General features: G+C 66.3%; 10 protein-coding genes and 24 tRNA genes. 4 read left to right on the top strand and 30 right to left on the bottom strand.

Translation table 11 applies throughout. The features are described from left to right. Positions 1-7: 7 nt before the first annotated feature. The 27 genes from POL67_RS19295 to POL67_RS19165 form a co-directional block, all read right to left on the bottom strand. Positions 8-94: transfer RNA gene (locus tag POL67_RS19295), tRNA-Leu, on the bottom strand. A gap of 1 nt (position 95) precedes the next feature. After that, positions 96-173 (bottom strand) — tRNA-Pro (locus tag POL67_RS19290). Between the two features lie 15 nt (positions 174-188). Further along, positions 189-262, bottom strand: a tRNA-Pro gene (locus POL67_RS19285). A 19-nt stretch (positions 263-281) separates the two neighbouring features. Beyond that, positions 282-363: transfer RNA gene (locus tag POL67_RS19280), tRNA-Leu, on the bottom strand. A 5-nt stretch (positions 364-368) separates the two neighbouring features. Next, positions 369-443, bottom strand: a tRNA-Leu gene (locus tag POL67_RS19275). Position 444: 1 nt separating this feature from the next. After that, a tRNA-Pro gene (locus tag POL67_RS19270) sits at positions 445-521 on the bottom strand. A gap of 13 nt (positions 522-534) precedes the next feature. Then, positions 535-608: transfer RNA gene (locus POL67_RS19265), tRNA-Arg, on the bottom strand. A gap of 118 nt (positions 609-726) precedes the next feature. Beyond that, positions 727-800: transfer RNA gene (locus POL67_RS19260), tRNA-Glu, on the bottom strand. Between the two features lie 5 nt (positions 801-805). Beyond that, positions 806-876, bottom strand: a tRNA-Gly gene (locus tag POL67_RS19255). Positions 877-882: 6 nt separating this feature from the next. Further along, positions 883-956, bottom strand: a tRNA-Ala gene (locus POL67_RS19250). A 9-nt stretch (positions 957-965) separates the two neighbouring features. Continuing rightward, a tRNA-Asp gene (locus POL67_RS19245) sits at positions 966-1,037 on the bottom strand. 10 nt (positions 1,038-1,047) lie between these two features. Further along, positions 1,048-1,120 (bottom strand) — tRNA-Ala (locus POL67_RS19240). Positions 1,121-1,197: 77 nt separating this feature from the next. Then, a tRNA-Ala gene (locus tag POL67_RS19235) sits at positions 1,198-1,268 on the bottom strand. Positions 1,269-1,283: 15 nt separating this feature from the next. Further along, a tRNA-OTHER gene (locus POL67_RS19230) sits at positions 1,284-1,407 on the bottom strand. Between the two features lie 90 nt (positions 1,408-1,497). Beyond that, positions 1,498-1,571, bottom strand: a tRNA-Asp gene (locus tag POL67_RS19225). A 57-nt stretch (positions 1,572-1,628) separates the two neighbouring features. Next, the gene (locus tag POL67_RS19220) at positions 1,629-3,290 is read right to left on the bottom strand and encodes a TROVE domain-containing protein (RefSeq protein WP_271919059.1); all 1,662 of its coding nucleotides are present in this window, start codon (positions 3,288-3,290) and stop codon (positions 1,629-1,631) included. 137 nt (positions 3,291-3,427) lie between these two features. After that, a tRNA-His gene (locus POL67_RS19215) sits at positions 3,428-3,500 on the bottom strand. Between the two features lie 5 nt (positions 3,501-3,505). Next, positions 3,506-3,581 (bottom strand) — tRNA-Glu (locus POL67_RS19210). Between the two features lie 78 nt (positions 3,582-3,659). Beyond that, positions 3,660-3,732: transfer RNA gene (locus POL67_RS19205), tRNA-Thr, on the bottom strand. A gap of 8 nt (positions 3,733-3,740) precedes the next feature. Continuing rightward, positions 3,741-3,814: transfer RNA gene (locus tag POL67_RS19200), tRNA-Asn, on the bottom strand. A gap of 95 nt (positions 3,815-3,909) precedes the next feature. Further along, positions 3,910-3,980: transfer RNA gene (locus POL67_RS19195), tRNA-Lys, on the bottom strand. Between the two features lie 58 nt (positions 3,981-4,038). Further along, positions 4,039-4,117, bottom strand: a tRNA-Tyr gene (locus POL67_RS19190). Between the two features lie 229 nt (positions 4,118-4,346). After that, a complete protein-coding gene (locus POL67_RS19185) occupies positions 4,347-4,505 on the bottom strand; it encodes a hypothetical protein (RefSeq protein WP_271919057.1) in 159 nt (52 codons plus the stop codon). Positions 4,506-4,618: 113 nt separating this feature from the next. Then, positions 4,619-4,694 (bottom strand) — tRNA-Gln (locus POL67_RS19180). 106 nt (positions 4,695-4,800) lie between these two features. After that, on the bottom strand, positions 4,801-4,971 hold the full coding sequence (locus tag POL67_RS19175; protein ID WP_271919053.1) for a hypothetical protein: 171 nt from the start codon (positions 4,969-4,971) through the stop codon (positions 4,801-4,803). Between the two features lie 112 nt (positions 4,972-5,083). Continuing rightward, a tRNA-Gln gene (locus POL67_RS19170) sits at positions 5,084-5,159 on the bottom strand. Positions 5,160-5,356: 197 nt separating this feature from the next. Next, positions 5,357-5,429, bottom strand: a tRNA-Lys gene (locus tag POL67_RS19165). 1,039 nt (positions 5,430-6,468) lie between these two features. Here POL67_RS19165 and POL67_RS19160 point away from each other — a divergent pair. The 4 genes from POL67_RS19160 to POL67_RS19145 all read left to right on the top strand — a co-directional run bounded on the left by POL67_RS19160 (position 6,469) and on the right by POL67_RS19145 (position 10,134). After that, entirely contained in the window at positions 6,469-6,969 is a 501-nt protein-coding gene (locus POL67_RS19160) for a DUF2505 domain-containing protein (RefSeq protein ID WP_271919051.1), read from the top strand. 72 nt (positions 6,970-7,041) lie between these two features. Next, positions 7,042-8,460 carry an NAD(P)/FAD-dependent oxidoreductase gene (locus tag POL67_RS19155; RefSeq protein WP_271919049.1) on the top strand — a complete coding sequence of 473 codons (1,419 nt, stop codon included), beginning with the start codon at positions 7,042-7,044 and terminating at the stop codon, positions 8,458-8,460. A 180-nt stretch (positions 8,461-8,640) separates the two neighbouring features. Next, positions 8,641-9,378, top strand: a complete 738-nt coding sequence (locus tag POL67_RS19150) for a hypothetical protein (RefSeq protein ID WP_271919047.1) — start codon at positions 8,641-8,643, stop codon at positions 9,376-9,378. A gap of 279 nt (positions 9,379-9,657) precedes the next feature. Continuing rightward, on the top strand, positions 9,658-10,134 hold the full coding sequence (locus tag POL67_RS19145) for a hypothetical protein (protein ID WP_271919045.1): 477 nt from the start codon (positions 9,658-9,660) through the stop codon (positions 10,132-10,134). Between the two features lie 78 nt (positions 10,135-10,212). On the opposite strand, the gene POL67_RS19140 is transcribed toward POL67_RS19145, so the two are convergent. From POL67_RS19140 to POL67_RS19130, 3 genes are all read right to left on the bottom strand, one after another. Then, positions 10,213-11,736: a tetratricopeptide repeat protein gene (locus POL67_RS19140; protein WP_271919043.1), complete on the bottom strand. Its 1,524-nt coding sequence runs from the start codon at positions 11,734-11,736 to the stop codon at positions 10,213-10,215. 64 nt (positions 11,737-11,800) lie between these two features. Further along, positions 11,801-14,107, bottom strand: a complete 2,307-nt coding sequence (locus POL67_RS19135) for a serine/threonine-protein kinase (protein ID WP_271919041.1) — start codon at positions 14,105-14,107, stop codon at positions 11,801-11,803. Between the two features lie 15 nt (positions 14,108-14,122). Next, a complete protein-coding gene (locus tag POL67_RS19130) occupies positions 14,123-14,782 on the bottom strand; it encodes a hypothetical protein (RefSeq protein ID WP_271919039.1) in 660 nt (219 codons plus the stop codon). Positions 14,783-14,900 lie beyond the last annotated feature (118 nt).

Raw genomic sequence — 14,900 nt, 5'->3', positions numbered from 1 at the left:
GGGAGGATGGTGTCCACGGAGGGATTCGAACCCTCAACGCCCTCACGGGCACGGTATCTGAGACCGCTGCGTTTGCCAGTTTCGCCACGTGGACATGGTCTGGGTGGAGGGATTCGAACCCCCAATCCCCGGCTCCCGACGCCGGTGCTCTAGCCAGATTGAGCCACACCCAGATGATTCGCCGCGAGTCTGGGTGGAGGGATTCGAACCCCCAGTCTCCGGCTCCCAAAGCCGGCGCTCTACCAGATTGAGCCACACCCAGAGAAGTACTGCCATTTCGGTGTCATCGGTGGGAGTCGAACCCACACGCCCTTTCGGGCACAGGATCTCAGCCTGCTACGTATGCCATTCCGCCACGATGACATGAGTGTCCACGGAGGGATTCGAACCCCCATCAAAACGGTTTCTAAGACCGCCGCGTTTGCCAGTTTCGCCACGTAGACATGGTCTGGGTGGGGGGATTCGAACCCCCAGCCTCCGGCACCCCGAGCCGGCGCTCTACCAGGTTGAGCCACACCCAGATGAATTGGCACATACCCTCGCCAGGAGTCGAACCTGGAACGTCGAGCTTCGGAGGCTCGCGCCTGCAATGCCGGCAGGACGAGGGCAAGGTCTCCCTGCGAGGAGTCGAACCTCGCCAGTCGGATTCGTAAACCGACGCCTGGCCGCCAGGACAGGGAGAAGAAAGAGAGGGCGAGTCAGCAGCTCACCCCCTCGGCGAATTTGCGCACCCGGCGGGAATCGAACCCGCGTCACCAGATTGAGAGTCTGGCCGCCTGACCCACTAGCAATACGGGTGCATGAGCGCGGTGAGGGAGAGTCGAACTCCCATCTCGAGTATGGCACACTCGAATTCTGCCGTTGAACCACCACCGCAATTCGTGGAATGACGGGGATTCGAACCCCGATCTCTGCCGTGCGAGGGCAGTGTTCTACCCAGGTTGAACCATCACCCCATTCAAAGGCGCCCCCGAGGAGGATCGAACTCCCCTCGCCCGATCGACAATCGGGCTGCCTCACCAGATGCATACGAGGGCAAAACGAGAGTGGAGAAGGCCGGATTCGAACCGGCGACCCCCTGACTGCCAGCCAGGTGCTCTACCCACTGAGCTACGACCCCAGAGGGGAGACGCCCAGAAACACCGCCTGGCCTCCCGCTCATGGCCATGGTGTTTCCGAGCGGCTCCTGCGAACGAGTGGAATGACGGGGACTCGAACCCCGATCCCTGCCGTGCAAGGGCAGTGTTCTTCCGTTGAACCATCACCCCGAACCGCAACTGTTGTGCCATCGACGGGATTCGAACCCGTGTCCACCTCATGGAGAATGATAACCTTCCCCTATCGGCCCGACTCGGACGAGGTGTCGGAGAAGGTATTTTGGCGCTCTACCCACTGAGCTACGACGGCAAAAACGTGGGACAATTGCGATAACCATCATCGTTCGGCCCGGTCCCCGGGCGAGGGTGTGATGACGGGTGTACACGACGATTGTCCCAGCGCCCCCGGGGGGATTCGAACCCGCCCTCACCTGATCGACAATCAGGCTGCCTCACCAGAGAGCATACGGGAGCAAACCGGGCGAGGAGGCGCGTGTGGAGGCACGCGCCCCTTCGTCCTTCGACTGCAATTCAGGCCCTCGAGAAATCGGCCATCACCTGCGGTGCGGCCGCGTCGAAGCCCACGACGTCCAGCATGCCGGGGTCCTGCGGATCGGCAATCGTGAAGCCCGTGCAGGTCATGCCAACCACGACGAGCTTTGCGGGACGGCCCATCGCCTGACGGTAGTCGCGTAGCGCCTGGAACGGATGAATCTCACCCGCCCAGGTCTCGCTGTCCGTGTAGACGACGAACGTGTCGACCTCGACCTTGTTCTTTTGAGCCCATATCATCGGCAGCGCGCAGTCCGTGCCGCCGAAGGGCAAACCACCGACCATGCCGAGCACGTCGTCGAGGCGTTGCTTCGGCGACAGAGGCAAGGACATGACGCCCGAGGCGCCGCGAGGGCCAAATGCGCCGCCCGCGGAGGCAAAGGCCAGGGTGCCGAACGACGGCTCGATACGCGCCGTCGCCATCGCCATGGCCGCGCTCGCGACCCGGGGCGTGAGACCCGGGATCCCCGCGATCGTGCCCGAATCCATCGAGCTCGACACATCGAGGGCGAGCAGGTGCTTCTTCCCCGTCGGCTCGATCGACCGGAATGCGAGGTAAAACGCCTCGTCCAAGGCGTCCACGATCTCGCGCACCGGCTCCCAGGTGAGCGCGTTTTCGCGCTTCTGGGCACGCTCGCCCCGGCCTTGCGCATAAATACGCAAGGCGGAGAGAACGCTCACCGGGTGAATCCGGGCCCGCCGGAGCCGCTCGACGTCCGTGAGACGCGTGGCCACGAGCCTCGCGGCCGCGCTCATGGGCGCGAGCAATCCTACGGCGGTCATCTTGCCGAGGTTACGGAGCAGCGCCGTCTGCGGCATGTGGGGGAGCAGCGCTTCCCACACGGCAGGGTCGTTCTTCCACTCCGTGGGCACCATCTCGTGCGTGAGCCGATGCTCGCGCACGAGCGTGACGAGCCGCTCGCGCGGCGCGTCCTTGGCCTCCTCGAAGGCCCGCACGAGGGCCGGCAGCTTCTCGGGGTCGAGCGCGCCGCCCTTGGCAGCCTCGTTCTTCACGGCGTCCATTCCGCCGACGATCCAGCGGTACATCGCGCCGTGCTCGTCCGTGACGGGCGTCGGATGCGAGAGCCGCAAAAGGTCCTTGTGGCTCCAGCCGTCCCGCTGCCGGTACTTCACGGCCTGGTAGGCCAATTCATCCGCGCTCTTGCCCTGGTACCACGCGCCGATCGCGCTCCGAAGGCCGCGGCCCCAGCGCCGGAAGCCCTCCACCGTTCGCGCGAAGTGGAAGAGATCCGTTCCGGTGCGACAAACCTCCGGCAAGGCCACAAGCGCGGACTTGCGGACCTCGGGACGTGCGTGCCCCGCGGCCATTGCCAAGGCGAAGATCGCGGGCTCGTTCTTGGGCGCGCGGCCAGAGCGGCTGATCTCGACGATCCGCCGAATCGTCCGCTCGCCGTCCGCGTCGAGGCAACGGCCGAGGACGCGCGCATTGTCCTGCGTCAACACGCGCTCGGTGGCGTAGTAGGTGCCGCCCTCGCAGCCGAGGACGAGCCACCGGTCGAGGCGGGCCCAGTCGTCGAGCTCGAAGACGAAGCCACCGGCGTCGTTTTCGACCTGGTCGGGCCGCGCCTTGTCCTTTTGCCGGGTGAACAGCGCGGCGAAGTGCTGGATGTAGTTGGCCATGGGAACCTCCGGCCCGCGCTGCGGGCGAGCGAAAAAAGAAGCAAGCAAACGAAAGAGCGACGGATGAGCTTTTTGATCTCGGTGCTATTGCACCAATTTAGAGTTGGATAACCGAGATCATCCGACCCGTCCCTCGGTTGGGCGTACGGGAATCGAACCCGCCTTCACAGGGTCACAACCTGCCCTCATCAGCCAGATGAGTAACGCCCACGCAATGGCGCCCCGTGGGGGAGTCGAACCCCCGGCAACCGGATTGAAAGGCCGGTATCCTGACCGCTAGACGAACGGGGCATGGTGAAACAGGGGGATTGGTGGGGGGCCGTCGTGCCCGTTTCAAGGAGCACGACGACCCCCCACCAACAGAAGCGGAGCCCTCGCCCGGAATCGAGCCGGGGAGACCCTGGATACGAAGCAGGGCGCTCGACCATCGAGCGACAAGGGCAAAGACGGCTCCAACGGAGGGATTCGAACCCCCATCACCTCACTTAACAGGCGAGTGCTCTACCGGCTTGAGCTACGTTGAAACGCGCAGGGGCGACGAGCCCCTGCGGCATCGCATTGTGTATCGGAATCGATTGTCATAGAACGAGTCCCGCCTCCGAAGAGGAGGGATGCGTCGTGGATCCGGAGGGGATCGAACCCTCGCCTGCCGCTTAAGAGGCGGCTGCTCTACCCTTGAGCTACGAATCCGAAGCAGACGGCGCATCGCGGGCGCACGTCTCCTCGAGCGCGTGGGTTCACGCGCCGGTGTGGACGGGAGGACTCGAACCTCCAAGCAAACGCGGATGGTTTACAGCCACCTGGGCTCACCCATGCCCAGCGTCCACGTGTCGGGCTGTCGAGAAAGTTGCTGCGCGCCTCGAATCGTCGGTCGGGCTCCTTGGAATACAGGAGTATTCCTGCGTCGCCCTCCCTAGCTTCGAGGTGCTCGCGGCGTTTCTCGACAGCCCGTCATGATTTCCCCCGGACCCCACCGCCGCGCTACATGCGCAAAACGAAGAAAACCACCAGGGGTTTCCCGGGCGGCCTCCTCGGATACGTCACGTCGTGACGATCTTAGGATCCACCCGTATCGAGCGGCTCGAGACCACGCACCGGGCTCGATTCGTTCGCCGCATCATTTCGCGAAGGGCTCCGCAGGAGGCCCGAGAGGCTCTCGCCCAGCAGCTCGCCGGCGTTCCCCTTCGCGTCCTCGTTATACAGATGCTTGCCCATCACTCTTCCCTCGCCCCGTTTATCTTTATTTCGTTTCGACGTTCGGGTCAACCATTTTATTCGCCACCCCGTCGATTTTATTTTCGTCGTCTGCCGTCATTGCATTCGGCAGATGGAGGATCCGGGAGGCCTCGAACCTCCACGCTTCCGCTTCAGAGGCGGACGCTCTGCCCATTGAGCTACGGATCCAAATCCACGTCCCCCGCGTCTCCACCGCCGCGCTCGAGGCGCGAAAACGAAGAAGGCCGCCAGGTTTCCCGGGCGGCCTCCTCGGACACGTCACGTCGTGACGATCCTAGGATCCACCCGCATCGAGAGGCTCGAGGCCATGATTCGCCGCCGAGCGCGATTCGCTCGCCGCCTGATCCCGCGAAAGGATCTGCAACCCCGAGACCCCGAAGAGGCCAGCGTCCGGCAGCTCGCCAGCGTTCCCCTTCGTGCTCTCGTGATACAGACGCTTGCCCATCGCCATTCCCTCGCCCGTCTCTCTACATCCATTTCGACGTTCGGCCAACCATTTCATTCACCGATCCGTCGATTTTATTTTCACATCTCGCTGCCACGCTCATTGCGCAGCATGGAGGATCCGGGAGGGCTCGAACCTCCACGCTTCCGCTTCAAAGGCGGACGCTCTGCCCATTGAGCTACGGATCCGCACGAGAGAGCCCATCCCGCGTGCTTACGCGCAGGCGCTCTCCCCTGCCCTTCCCCGTCCCCTCGGTTTCGTTATACATCCATTTCGACGTTCGAGGCAAGGAAATGTTTTGATCGGCTCGTCGATTTCATTTTCGTCTCTTTCCAACCCCGTTTGCTTCAAAATGGATCGCCCAGCTTTTCTCTCTATAAGGAGGTGGATCCGGGAGGACTCGAACCTCCACACTTCCGCTTAAAAGGCGGCTGCTCTACCATTGAGACTACGGATCCGCATGCTGCGAATACACCTCGGGCCTCATCGCATCCGAATCGATGCGATCCCTCGTCGAGGACACAACACGGCCCCGGCACGCGCGCGCCCTCGATGCGAATGCAATCGATACACGCCTGCCCCGGGGCGCATCACGCGCCCTCACGATCGTTCTTCCAAACGAAGCCCAAGAAGGCCCCACGCCCCGCTCCGCGAGACGCGAAGGACCAAAGAAAGCCCCGCTCGATACACCTCTCCCCGCAAAGAGCCCCAAGACGAGGCCCCATTCGAGGACAAAACACTCCCCTTCCACCACCCCACGACGCTCCCCAAAGAAGCACGCCGTGGAGGAGGCCAATCAGGCACGCGATAAACTTGCTGCTCGCCCTGGATCGTCGGTCGTCGTCCTCGGAATACCGGAGTATTCCTGCGGCCTTCTTCCTAGCTCCAGGGCCCTCGCGGCGTTTCTCAAGCCTGAAAAACGCCGAAGGCCGCCTGGGATCTCCCGAGGCGGCCTTCGCAGTCGTCAGAATGACGCTTGCTCTACCGCCTAGGTGCCTTCCTCCGGGTTGCCGAGTTGCCGCGAATCACGAAGCGTATACCCGCGAAACGACTCGGTTCTACCGGACTTTGGCGCCAGATGACTCGCACGCTGCAACCAATCGAACGCCACGCACGCGACGCCTGCTGCCATCAGCTGGGCTCGTTCGTGGTTTCGGTCGGTCGTAGGGCGGATCAACATGTAGAAACTCTCCGGCGAGAGATACTCGTCTCGGATCGACTTTGCAACAAAAAAGTTCCCGCTTATCTCATTTTCTTTCGATCCCCGCCCCAGACACGCATCGAGAACGAGATGCGCACCCGCGCCGAGGCCCATGACGCTCTGCATCGCGGATGCCACGGGCGGAGGCCGCACCGGACGGCCAGCAAAGTGCCGTCATCGGGAGGCTATGGAACGACGGCCCTCGCTGGTAGAGTCGCCGCCCTTCCGAGCCCCGGGGACCCACGAAGCCCCCGATGGCGCGAGAAATCGGCCCCGGGCAGAGACCAGGAGACGTCATGGGCAAGTTCACCGTCACGAACGAGATCAACTGCAACGAGGAGACGTTCTGGAAGGTCTTCTTCGACAAGGAATTCAACGAGAAGCTCTACAGGGGCCACCTGAGCTTCCCCGACTTCCGCATCCTCGACCAGCGCGACAGCGACACCGAAACGATCCGCAAGGTCGCCGGGACGCCCAAGATGAACGTGCCCGGCCCCGTGGCCAAGGTGCTCGGCTCGAACTTCAGCTACACGGAAGAAGGCCGGTTCAACAAGGCGACCAAGTTCTGGTCGTGGAAGATGACCCCCGGCAACATGGCCGACAAGCTACGCAACGAGGGCACGATGCGTATCGAGCGCGTCGGCGACAACAAGGTCCGCCGCATCGCCGAGCTCGTCATCGAGGCGAAGGTCTTCGGTATCGGAGGCCTCATCGAGAGCTCGGCCGAAAAGCAGCTTCGCGACGGCTGGAACGATAGCGCCGTCTTCATGAACGACTGGGTCAAGACCCACACCTGACATCTCGGGCCCGGACGCCCGCCCGCGCCGCCCGACCACCTCGCCTGGACCAACGATTGCATCGCCCCGGGCATGAAGGGTCCGTCAAGGCGAGCGAGGGGGCCGAAGCAAACGCCGCGCAACGCACGAATCGCACAGCGCCGCGCGGACGAGCGCGGGAGCCCCATCACGTTCGGAGAGCCGGGCCGTACCCCAAAAGCACGCAAGGAGCCGCTGCACCTGCCCCACGTGGTCATCGTGGGCGGCGGCTTCGGCGGACTCTACGCCGCCAAGGCCCTGCGCCACGCGCCCGTCCGTATCACCCTGCTCGACCGCAAGAACCACCACCTCTTCCAGCCGCTTCTTTATCAGGTCGCGACTGCAGGCCTGAATCCGGCCGAGATCGCCGCGCCGATCCGGCGCGTGCTGCGCGATCAACGAAACGTGCGGGTGCTCCTCGCCGAGGTGACGGGCATCGATCCCAAAGAACGAACGGTGACCTCGTCGGCCGGGACGTTCGGATACGATTACCTCATCGTCGCGACCGGCGCGAGCCACTCGTATTTCGGGCACGAGGAGTGGGCGGCCATGGCCCCGGGGCTGAAGAGCCTCGAAGACGCGTTGGAGATCCGGCGCCGCGTGCTGCTCGCATTCGAGAAGGCCGAGTGCTGCGCGCCCTCGCAGGAGGAGCGCGCAGCGTGGCTGACGTTCGTGATCGTGGGCGGAGGGCCGACGGGCGTGGAGCTCGCCGGGACGCTGGCCGAGGTCGCGCACCATACCGTGGCGAATGATTTCCGGATGATCGATCCGACGGCCGCGCGAATCGTGCTGGTCGAAGGAATCGATCGCGTGCTGCCGACCTATTCGACGCTGCTCTCGGCGCGCGCAGAACGGCAGCTCCAGCGGCTCGGGGTGGAGGTGCGCACGAACGCCAGGGTGACGGGCATCGACGCACAAGGGGTGCAGATCGGCGAGGAGCGTATCGCCGCGAAGACGGTGCTCTGGGCCGCGGGCGTAAAAGCCTCGCCGCTCGGACAGGCCCTCGGCGCGCCGCTCGATCGCGCCGGGCGGGTGAAGGTTTCGCCGGATCTGTCGGTGCCCGGGCACCCGGAGATCTTCGTGGTCGGCGACCTCGCCACGCTGGAGCAGGACGGTTCGCCCGTGCCGGGCCTCGCCCCTGCGGCGATCCAGGAGGCGCGCCATACCGCGAAGAACATCGTGCGGTCGATCCAAGGAGAGGAGCGGCGGCCGTTTCGATACCTCGACAAGGGTACGCTCGCCACGATCGGGCGCAACGCGGCCGTGGCGGATCTCGGGCGCCTCGAGCTCTCGGGCTTCGTCGCGTGGCTCGCGTGGCTCCTGATTCACGTATTTTTCCTGATCGGGTTCCGGAATCGGCTCCTCGTGCTCTTCGATTGGGCCTTTTCCTACCTGACGTACGAGCGCAGCGCGCGGCTCATCACGGGAGACTGCCCGAAGGCAGCCCCGACCGAGCCTGCGCCCCGGCGTTGAGCCGCGCGCGATTCTCCGAACGAACGCGGAAGGCCCTGGCCGCCCTGGACGCGCGGCGGGGGCCGTGATAGCGTTCACAAAGGTCTCCGCCAGCACGCGTAGGCCGCACCTTTCTTTTCGCGGCGCCGGCGCGCGGCGCCCCACAACCCATTCGCCGGAGCACCAATGACCCACGAGCGCATGGCCAAAGGATTGACCCTGCTTTTTTTCGCGGCCGCGACGCTGTTCGCGGCCTGCAGCAGCGGGGATGACCCCGCGACCCCCGAGCAAAAATACTGCAATCAGCGGTGCGATTGCAACAAGTGTACGGAAGTGGAGCTCGGGTCGTGCCTCGACGACAAGATCAACCAGAAGGACGAGGCAGCGGACGCCGATTGCAAGGATGAATACTCGACGTACCTCACCTGTCTGACGGGCGATGCCGCATGCAGCGACGGCGATTACGACGAGTCGGTGTGTTACGCCGAGGAGAGCGATCTCGATTCGTGCCTGAGCCCCGCGCCGACCTGCAACCTCGTGAACAACGGTGTTTGCAATGAGCCTGCGCCCAAGGGCGACGGGCTCTGCGCGGCGGGGTCCGATACGAAGGATTGCGCCATCCCGACCTGCCCCTCGGCCGGTGACGGTTTCTGCGACGAACCGGAAGGATCCGGGCTTTGCGCGGAGGGATCCGATCCGCTCGATTGCCCCGCCGAGACCTGCCAGACCTGCTACGACTACACCCTGAGCCCCAACGCGGGCCCCCTCTGCGAAACATCGGCCTCCGTCTATGTGGCCTACCTCGAATGCGGGTGTGGGGCGTCGTGCGTTGACTATTGCCAGGCGACGCTGTGCTCCGGCGTCTCGCCGGACACCGACTGCGACAGTTGCATGGCAGCGTTCTGCCCGACCGAGTACGACGCCTGCCTCGCCGATTGACCCCGGCGCGCGCGCGTCACGCTCGAAGCGTGGTGCGCCCGTCCTGCCCACGTGCGTCCTCCACGCACGGATAGTCCTCGTCACATCCCAGCGACTCCCGCCTCCCCCGCCCTTTCCTTCGCAATCGTCCGCTCTTCCCGATTGATATCGGGAATCGCCTTCCCACCCGCGGCCGAGGCCGCCTGGCATCCGGTTTGCCCGGGTGTGCTCGGGGACGCCCGTTCGGCCGCCCGTCGGCTCGCCCGAGCCGCGCCCCCGAACGGGAAAAGGAGGGCAGTCATGAAGGTCGGGAAAGCATTCTTCGCAGGGATCGTCGGCGGCGCCGCCATGACGCTGATCATCGCGGCTGCTCGCGCGGCCGGCGCCTCGGCGGACGTCGCGCAGCTCCTCGGCACGTTGCCCGGCAATGCGCCGAGCAGCCTGTCGTGGCTCGTCGGGTTCCTCGTGACCATCATGATGTCGGGGCTCATCGGGATCGCCTACGGCGCCGTGTTCGAGACCATCACGCGGAGCGCAGGCGCCGCGACGGGCCTCAAGGTCTCGCTCGTGCACCTCGTGCTCGCGGGCATCTTCGTGGGCCTGGTCGGCGTGATGCACCCGCTCGTGCCGGAGGTCGTGGCCGCGCCGGGTTTCTTCATGTCGAGGTACGGCGGGCTCGGCATCCTCTCGTTCGTGGCCGCGCACCTCGCGTTCGGCGCCATCGTGGGCGCGCTCTACGGGACGGTGACGACCGACGAGACGCTGCCGCTCAAGTGATTCGCGTCGAGAGACCACAAAAGGAAAAGGCGCGGACCCATTGCTGGGCTCGCGCCTTTTTCGTCTTCGCGCCGCTGCTCAGGTCGCCGCGGGCGGCGTCTCCGGATTGGACATCACGCCGCCGAGGGTCAGGCCCTCGTCGATCGATTTCACCGCGCGCTTGGCGCGCTTGCGGATGTCGACGTGCAGCGAGTCGTCGAAATTGATGGCCGAGAACGCGCCGCGCGCCTCGATCTTCTTTTCGAGGCCGAGGTAAGCCTCCGCCTCGTTCCAGCGGAGCTTCCAGTCGCGCTTGGCCAGGTTTTCGAGTTTGCCCGCGTCCTCGACGATCTCCTGGTATCGCTTCTCGTTGCCGAGCTGCGTCCAGAGCTCGGCGCGGAGGTCGTCGTCCTCGGGGCGGAGCGCGACGGCCTTCTTGAGGAGGTCGATGCCCTCCTCCTTCGCGCCCGTGGCGATCTTCGCGCGCGCGAGCGAGCGCCACGCGCCGACCGCGTTCGGGTGCGCCTCGGCGAACGCCGTGAGCGCCGGAATCGCGTTCGAGACGCCCTGGATGTTCGTGGCCGCGTCCGCGGGCCAGAAGCGATACTGGAGCGCGAGGAGATCCCCCGGATCCGCCTCGAGCGCCTTGTCGAGCGCCGCGCGCGCCTCGTCGACGTTGCCCGCGGCCGCGAGCGAGCGCCCGAGCTCGACGTACGCGCCCGCCGACTGCGCCTTCTCGACGTACGCCTTCGCCGCCGCGAGGGCCTCGTCCCGCCGGCCGAGGTCGCGCAGGGCCGCGATCTTCGCGAGCTCGCCACGCTCGGCGGAGCCGGCGTCGCCGAGCTTGATGATGCGCTCGGCGATCGCGAGCACCACGATCGGGCGGGCCTCGCGCTCGTGGTACGCGAGCTGCTCCAGGTAATACGCGGCGTCGCGCGCCTCGGCGTCCCACACGGAGGGGAGGTACTCGTCGACCTTGTCGCTGCGCACGTACGTGAGCGAGGTGGCGTCGCGCGGGTTCTCGTAGACGGGCACGAGGACGCCGAGCTTGGCGAGCGCGTCGAGCGCGGGCTGGCAGTCGGGCTGCGCCTCGAGCGCGAGGACGAACTCGTCGATCGCCGCGTCCTTGTTGCTCAGGGTCGCGTGGACCTGGCCGAGGCCCACGTGATAATCCGCGTCGCCTTCGAAGGTCTTGCGGAGCGACTGGTACGTCTTCAGCGCGGCCGGGTAATCACGCAGGGCCGTCTGCGCCGCGGCGAGGTTCAGGCGCGCGGCGTGATCGTCCGGATCCATCGAGGCGATGCGCTTGAGCGCGGAGAGCGCCTTTTCGAAGTCGTTCTCGGCGAAACCCTTCTGCGCGCGATCGAGCAGCGGCGCCTTGTCGAGGAAGACCTCCAGCGCCGAGACGAGTTGGCTGTTCTTCTTGCGCCAGTTGCCGTCCTTGCCCGCGGGCGAGTCGTTGAGGAACGACTTGATCCACTTGCGGGCGTTGTCGATGGACAGGCCTTTGTCGGCCAGACCCTCGAACTCGCTCTTGGGAATGGGGAGCTGCGGCGGCATCCCCTGGCGGCGAGACATCTTCGGGTCCAGAGCAATCATGACCCATTCTTCGTCTTTGCTCATCGCGGATCACGGTAGCGAAAGGCCGCTTCCGAGATCAAGCGCGGAAGGCTCGCGCCACGCCGCGTCAGGAGAAGCTGATCACGAGCACGACGATCACGAGGACGACCACGCCGACGCCGATCGCGATGAGCACCGGCGTCGGCAATCCGAGCACGCGCGGCCGGAGCCGCGTGGTGAACGCGTCCGCGTCGAGCTCGGGCGCGGGCAAGGCGTGGCGCTCCGGCAGGCGCGTCGCGCCCGGCGGCACCGAACGGCCCGGCACGGGCGGCGCCGCGGGGATCGGCGGTGGCGCGGGAATGGAAGGGGCCGCGATCGGAGGCACCGAGGGGGACGGTTTCGGCGCGAGGGCCGGGAGCGGCGCCGGCGGCGGGATCCGCGGCGGCGCCATGGCCCCGAAGCCCGGGGGCGGCGCGCTCACGGTCTGCGCGGCGGCGCCCTCGGTCGCGCGGGCCGAGCGCTCCATCGCGAGCGCGACCTCGAGCCGGCGCAGGCCATCCGTGATGCTTTGGGCTTTTCCGATCCGCAACGCTTCCGCGGCGATCGCGGCCGCGTCGCTCGTGGCCTTGGCGAGCGCGGCCTTCCGCTCGGCGCGGGCGTACGCGGCCTTCGCCTCCTCGGCGAAACGCATGGCCTCGATCGAGAGCCGCTCGGCCTCGTTGCGCAGCCGATCCTCGCCGCTCGGATCCCCGAAGGCCGGAGGCGGCGGCGGCACCGAGCCTGCACTCCGGGTCGTGACGGGCGGCAAGGGCACGGACGGATCCGGGGCGACGATCTGACCGGGCGGCGTGGAAGGCATGGCGCGCGCGGCCGTGGCGGCGCGCACCTTGCGCAACATGTCGCCGATGGGCGCGGTCGGATCGTCGAGATCCTCGCTGTCGGCGGGATCATCGCGGCGGCCTGGGCCGGCGGGGAGTTTGCCTTCGAGGACGGTCGCGAAGCTCGGCTGCGGGACACGTTTCTCGTCGGAGGCCTCGGGCGGGGGCGCCGGACGCGCGGCGGCGACGTCGGGGGCGACGAGCTTCGGATCGAAGGGTTTGCCCCCTTTGAACTGCTGGCGGAGCAGCGCGAGCTGCTCGGGCGTGCCTTTGACGAGCGTCGGGACCTCTTCGCCCCAGTCGACCTCGCCCTCGCCCGTGCCGCGCTCCGAGGCGATCCGCGGCGCGTTCCGCAGCGTACCGATCCGCCGCGGCGTGACCTTGGCCTCGGCGGTCATGTCCTCGGTGATCTCGTTCGCGTCCGTGATCAGCGGGCCCTTGGCCTCGACCGCTCGTTTGGTGCCCGGACGTTCGGTGGGCGGGGGTGAGTCGCTCCGCTTCGGCGGATCTTTCGGGAGCGGGGCCACGACCGAGTTGCCGGTGAACGTGGGCGGGCGGGGTTTTTCCTTTTTGACCTCGGGCGTCTGGCTGGCGATCACGCGCTCGAACCAGGCCATCTGGCGCATCGCGTTCCGGCGGACGAAGCGGCCGAGGGCCTCTTCGTTCTCCTCCATGTACCCGTGCGCGCTGAGCCACTCGTCGAGCCGCGCGAGGATCTCGGCGACCGACTGGAAGCGCGCCTTCGGATCCTTTTCGAGGCACTTGCTCACGATGCTGACGAGCTCGCGATCGATCCGCGGCCGGAGCTTGAAGAGATCGGCCGGGGGCGCGGTCATGAGCATACGCGCGAGCTCCATGTCGTTCGGCGCGACCCAGGGCCTGCGCGCCGCGAAGAGCTCGAAGAGCATGACGCCGAGCGAGAAGATGTCGGCGCGCGCGTCGATGTTGTTGCCCGTGGCCTGCTCGGGAGAGATGTACTCGAGCTGGCCCTTCACCATGCCTGTGAGCGTGCGCGTGAGCCGTTGCTTCGCCTTGGCGAGGCCGAAGTCGGTGATCTTCACGTCCCCCTGGAACGAGCAGAGCACGTTGCCGGGCGTGAGATCGCGGTGGACGAGGTACAGCGGCTCGCCGCTCGGCGCGCGCAGGGCGTGCGCGGTGCCGAGGCCACGACAGATCTGCCGTGCGAGGAAGACGACCATCCGCTCGGTGAACGCCTCGCCCGTGTCGAAGATCGTCTTCATGAGCCGTGCGAGCGAGACGCCCTGCACGAGCTCGACGGCGAGGTAGAGCCCCTGATCGTCGCTGCCCCAGCCCACGACCTCGACCACGTTCGGGTGCCGGAGCGCTCCGGTCATCCACATCTCGTCGCGGAACTGGGCGACGAACGCGGGATCACTGGCGAGGTGCGGGTGGAGACGCTTGACGGCGACGAGGCGACCCTCGGCGGGGCCGTGGGTCACGCGGCAGAGATCGACCTTCGCCGACTCCCCGGCCGCGATCTCCGCGAGCACCAGGAAGGAGAGCGCGGACGGGTCTTGCCCAGGAGGCGGCGGCATTCGGGGGTCAGTCTATCAAACCGTTTGCCGCGCCGCAGCGATCGCTTGCGAGAGTCCGCCGAGGTTTGCCTTGAGGTGCACGTCGAGGTGATCGTCCTTGGTACGGATCGCCCGGACCGAGGCGACGGGCAGGACGATCGAAAGATAACGACGAACCTTGGGGTTTTCCGCGATCTTGGGCACCTTCATGAGGTCGAGCGTGAGGCGATCGTCCTTGGCCTCGATCAGCATGGGCGGACGCTTCGGCATGAAGGCGACGAGGTTGCCGGGCTTCGAGAGATCGAGCGCGCCGGATTTCAGGAGGCCGGCGAGCGGCGAGCTCGAGTCGCCGAGCACGGTGAGGGTGAGGCCCTCGATGCGGACCCCGATGCGCATCTCGGTCAAAGAGATGGCGATCTCCTCGATGTGAAGGATGAGCGAGGCGCGCAGCGGCGTGCCCATCGCGTCGACGGTCGCGGCGACCCGAACGCCGGGCGGCGCGGCCTCGATGACGATGTCCTTCGGGGCTTTCTTGTTGTCCGGGACGAACTCGCGCGCGAGGTAACGCAGGGCATCCATCGGGATGGAGGCGCGCAGACCGAGGGCGCTGCGCAAGGCGCGGACGATCTCCTCGGGGTGCTCTTTCAGGTAGTTGCCAGCGGTGCGGGCGAGGACGCGGGGATCAGGCTTGGGCATACGAGGGGTTAGAACCTTCGCAGAGGTGCGCTCTTCCGCGCAAGGGGCGCGAACGGAAGGTTCGCGGCGGCGAAGGACGCAGCGCGTCGAGGCGCTTTTTCTGCGGATCGATTGGGTC

Origin of the sequence: Polyangium mundeleinium (assembly GCF_028369105.1) — a bacterium.
In the GTDB taxonomy this organism is placed as follows: domain Bacteria; phylum Myxococcota_A; class Polyangia; order Polyangiales; family Polyangiaceae; genus Polyangium; species Polyangium mundeleinium.
This window is presented reverse-complemented; position numbering and strand designations above follow the sequence as displayed.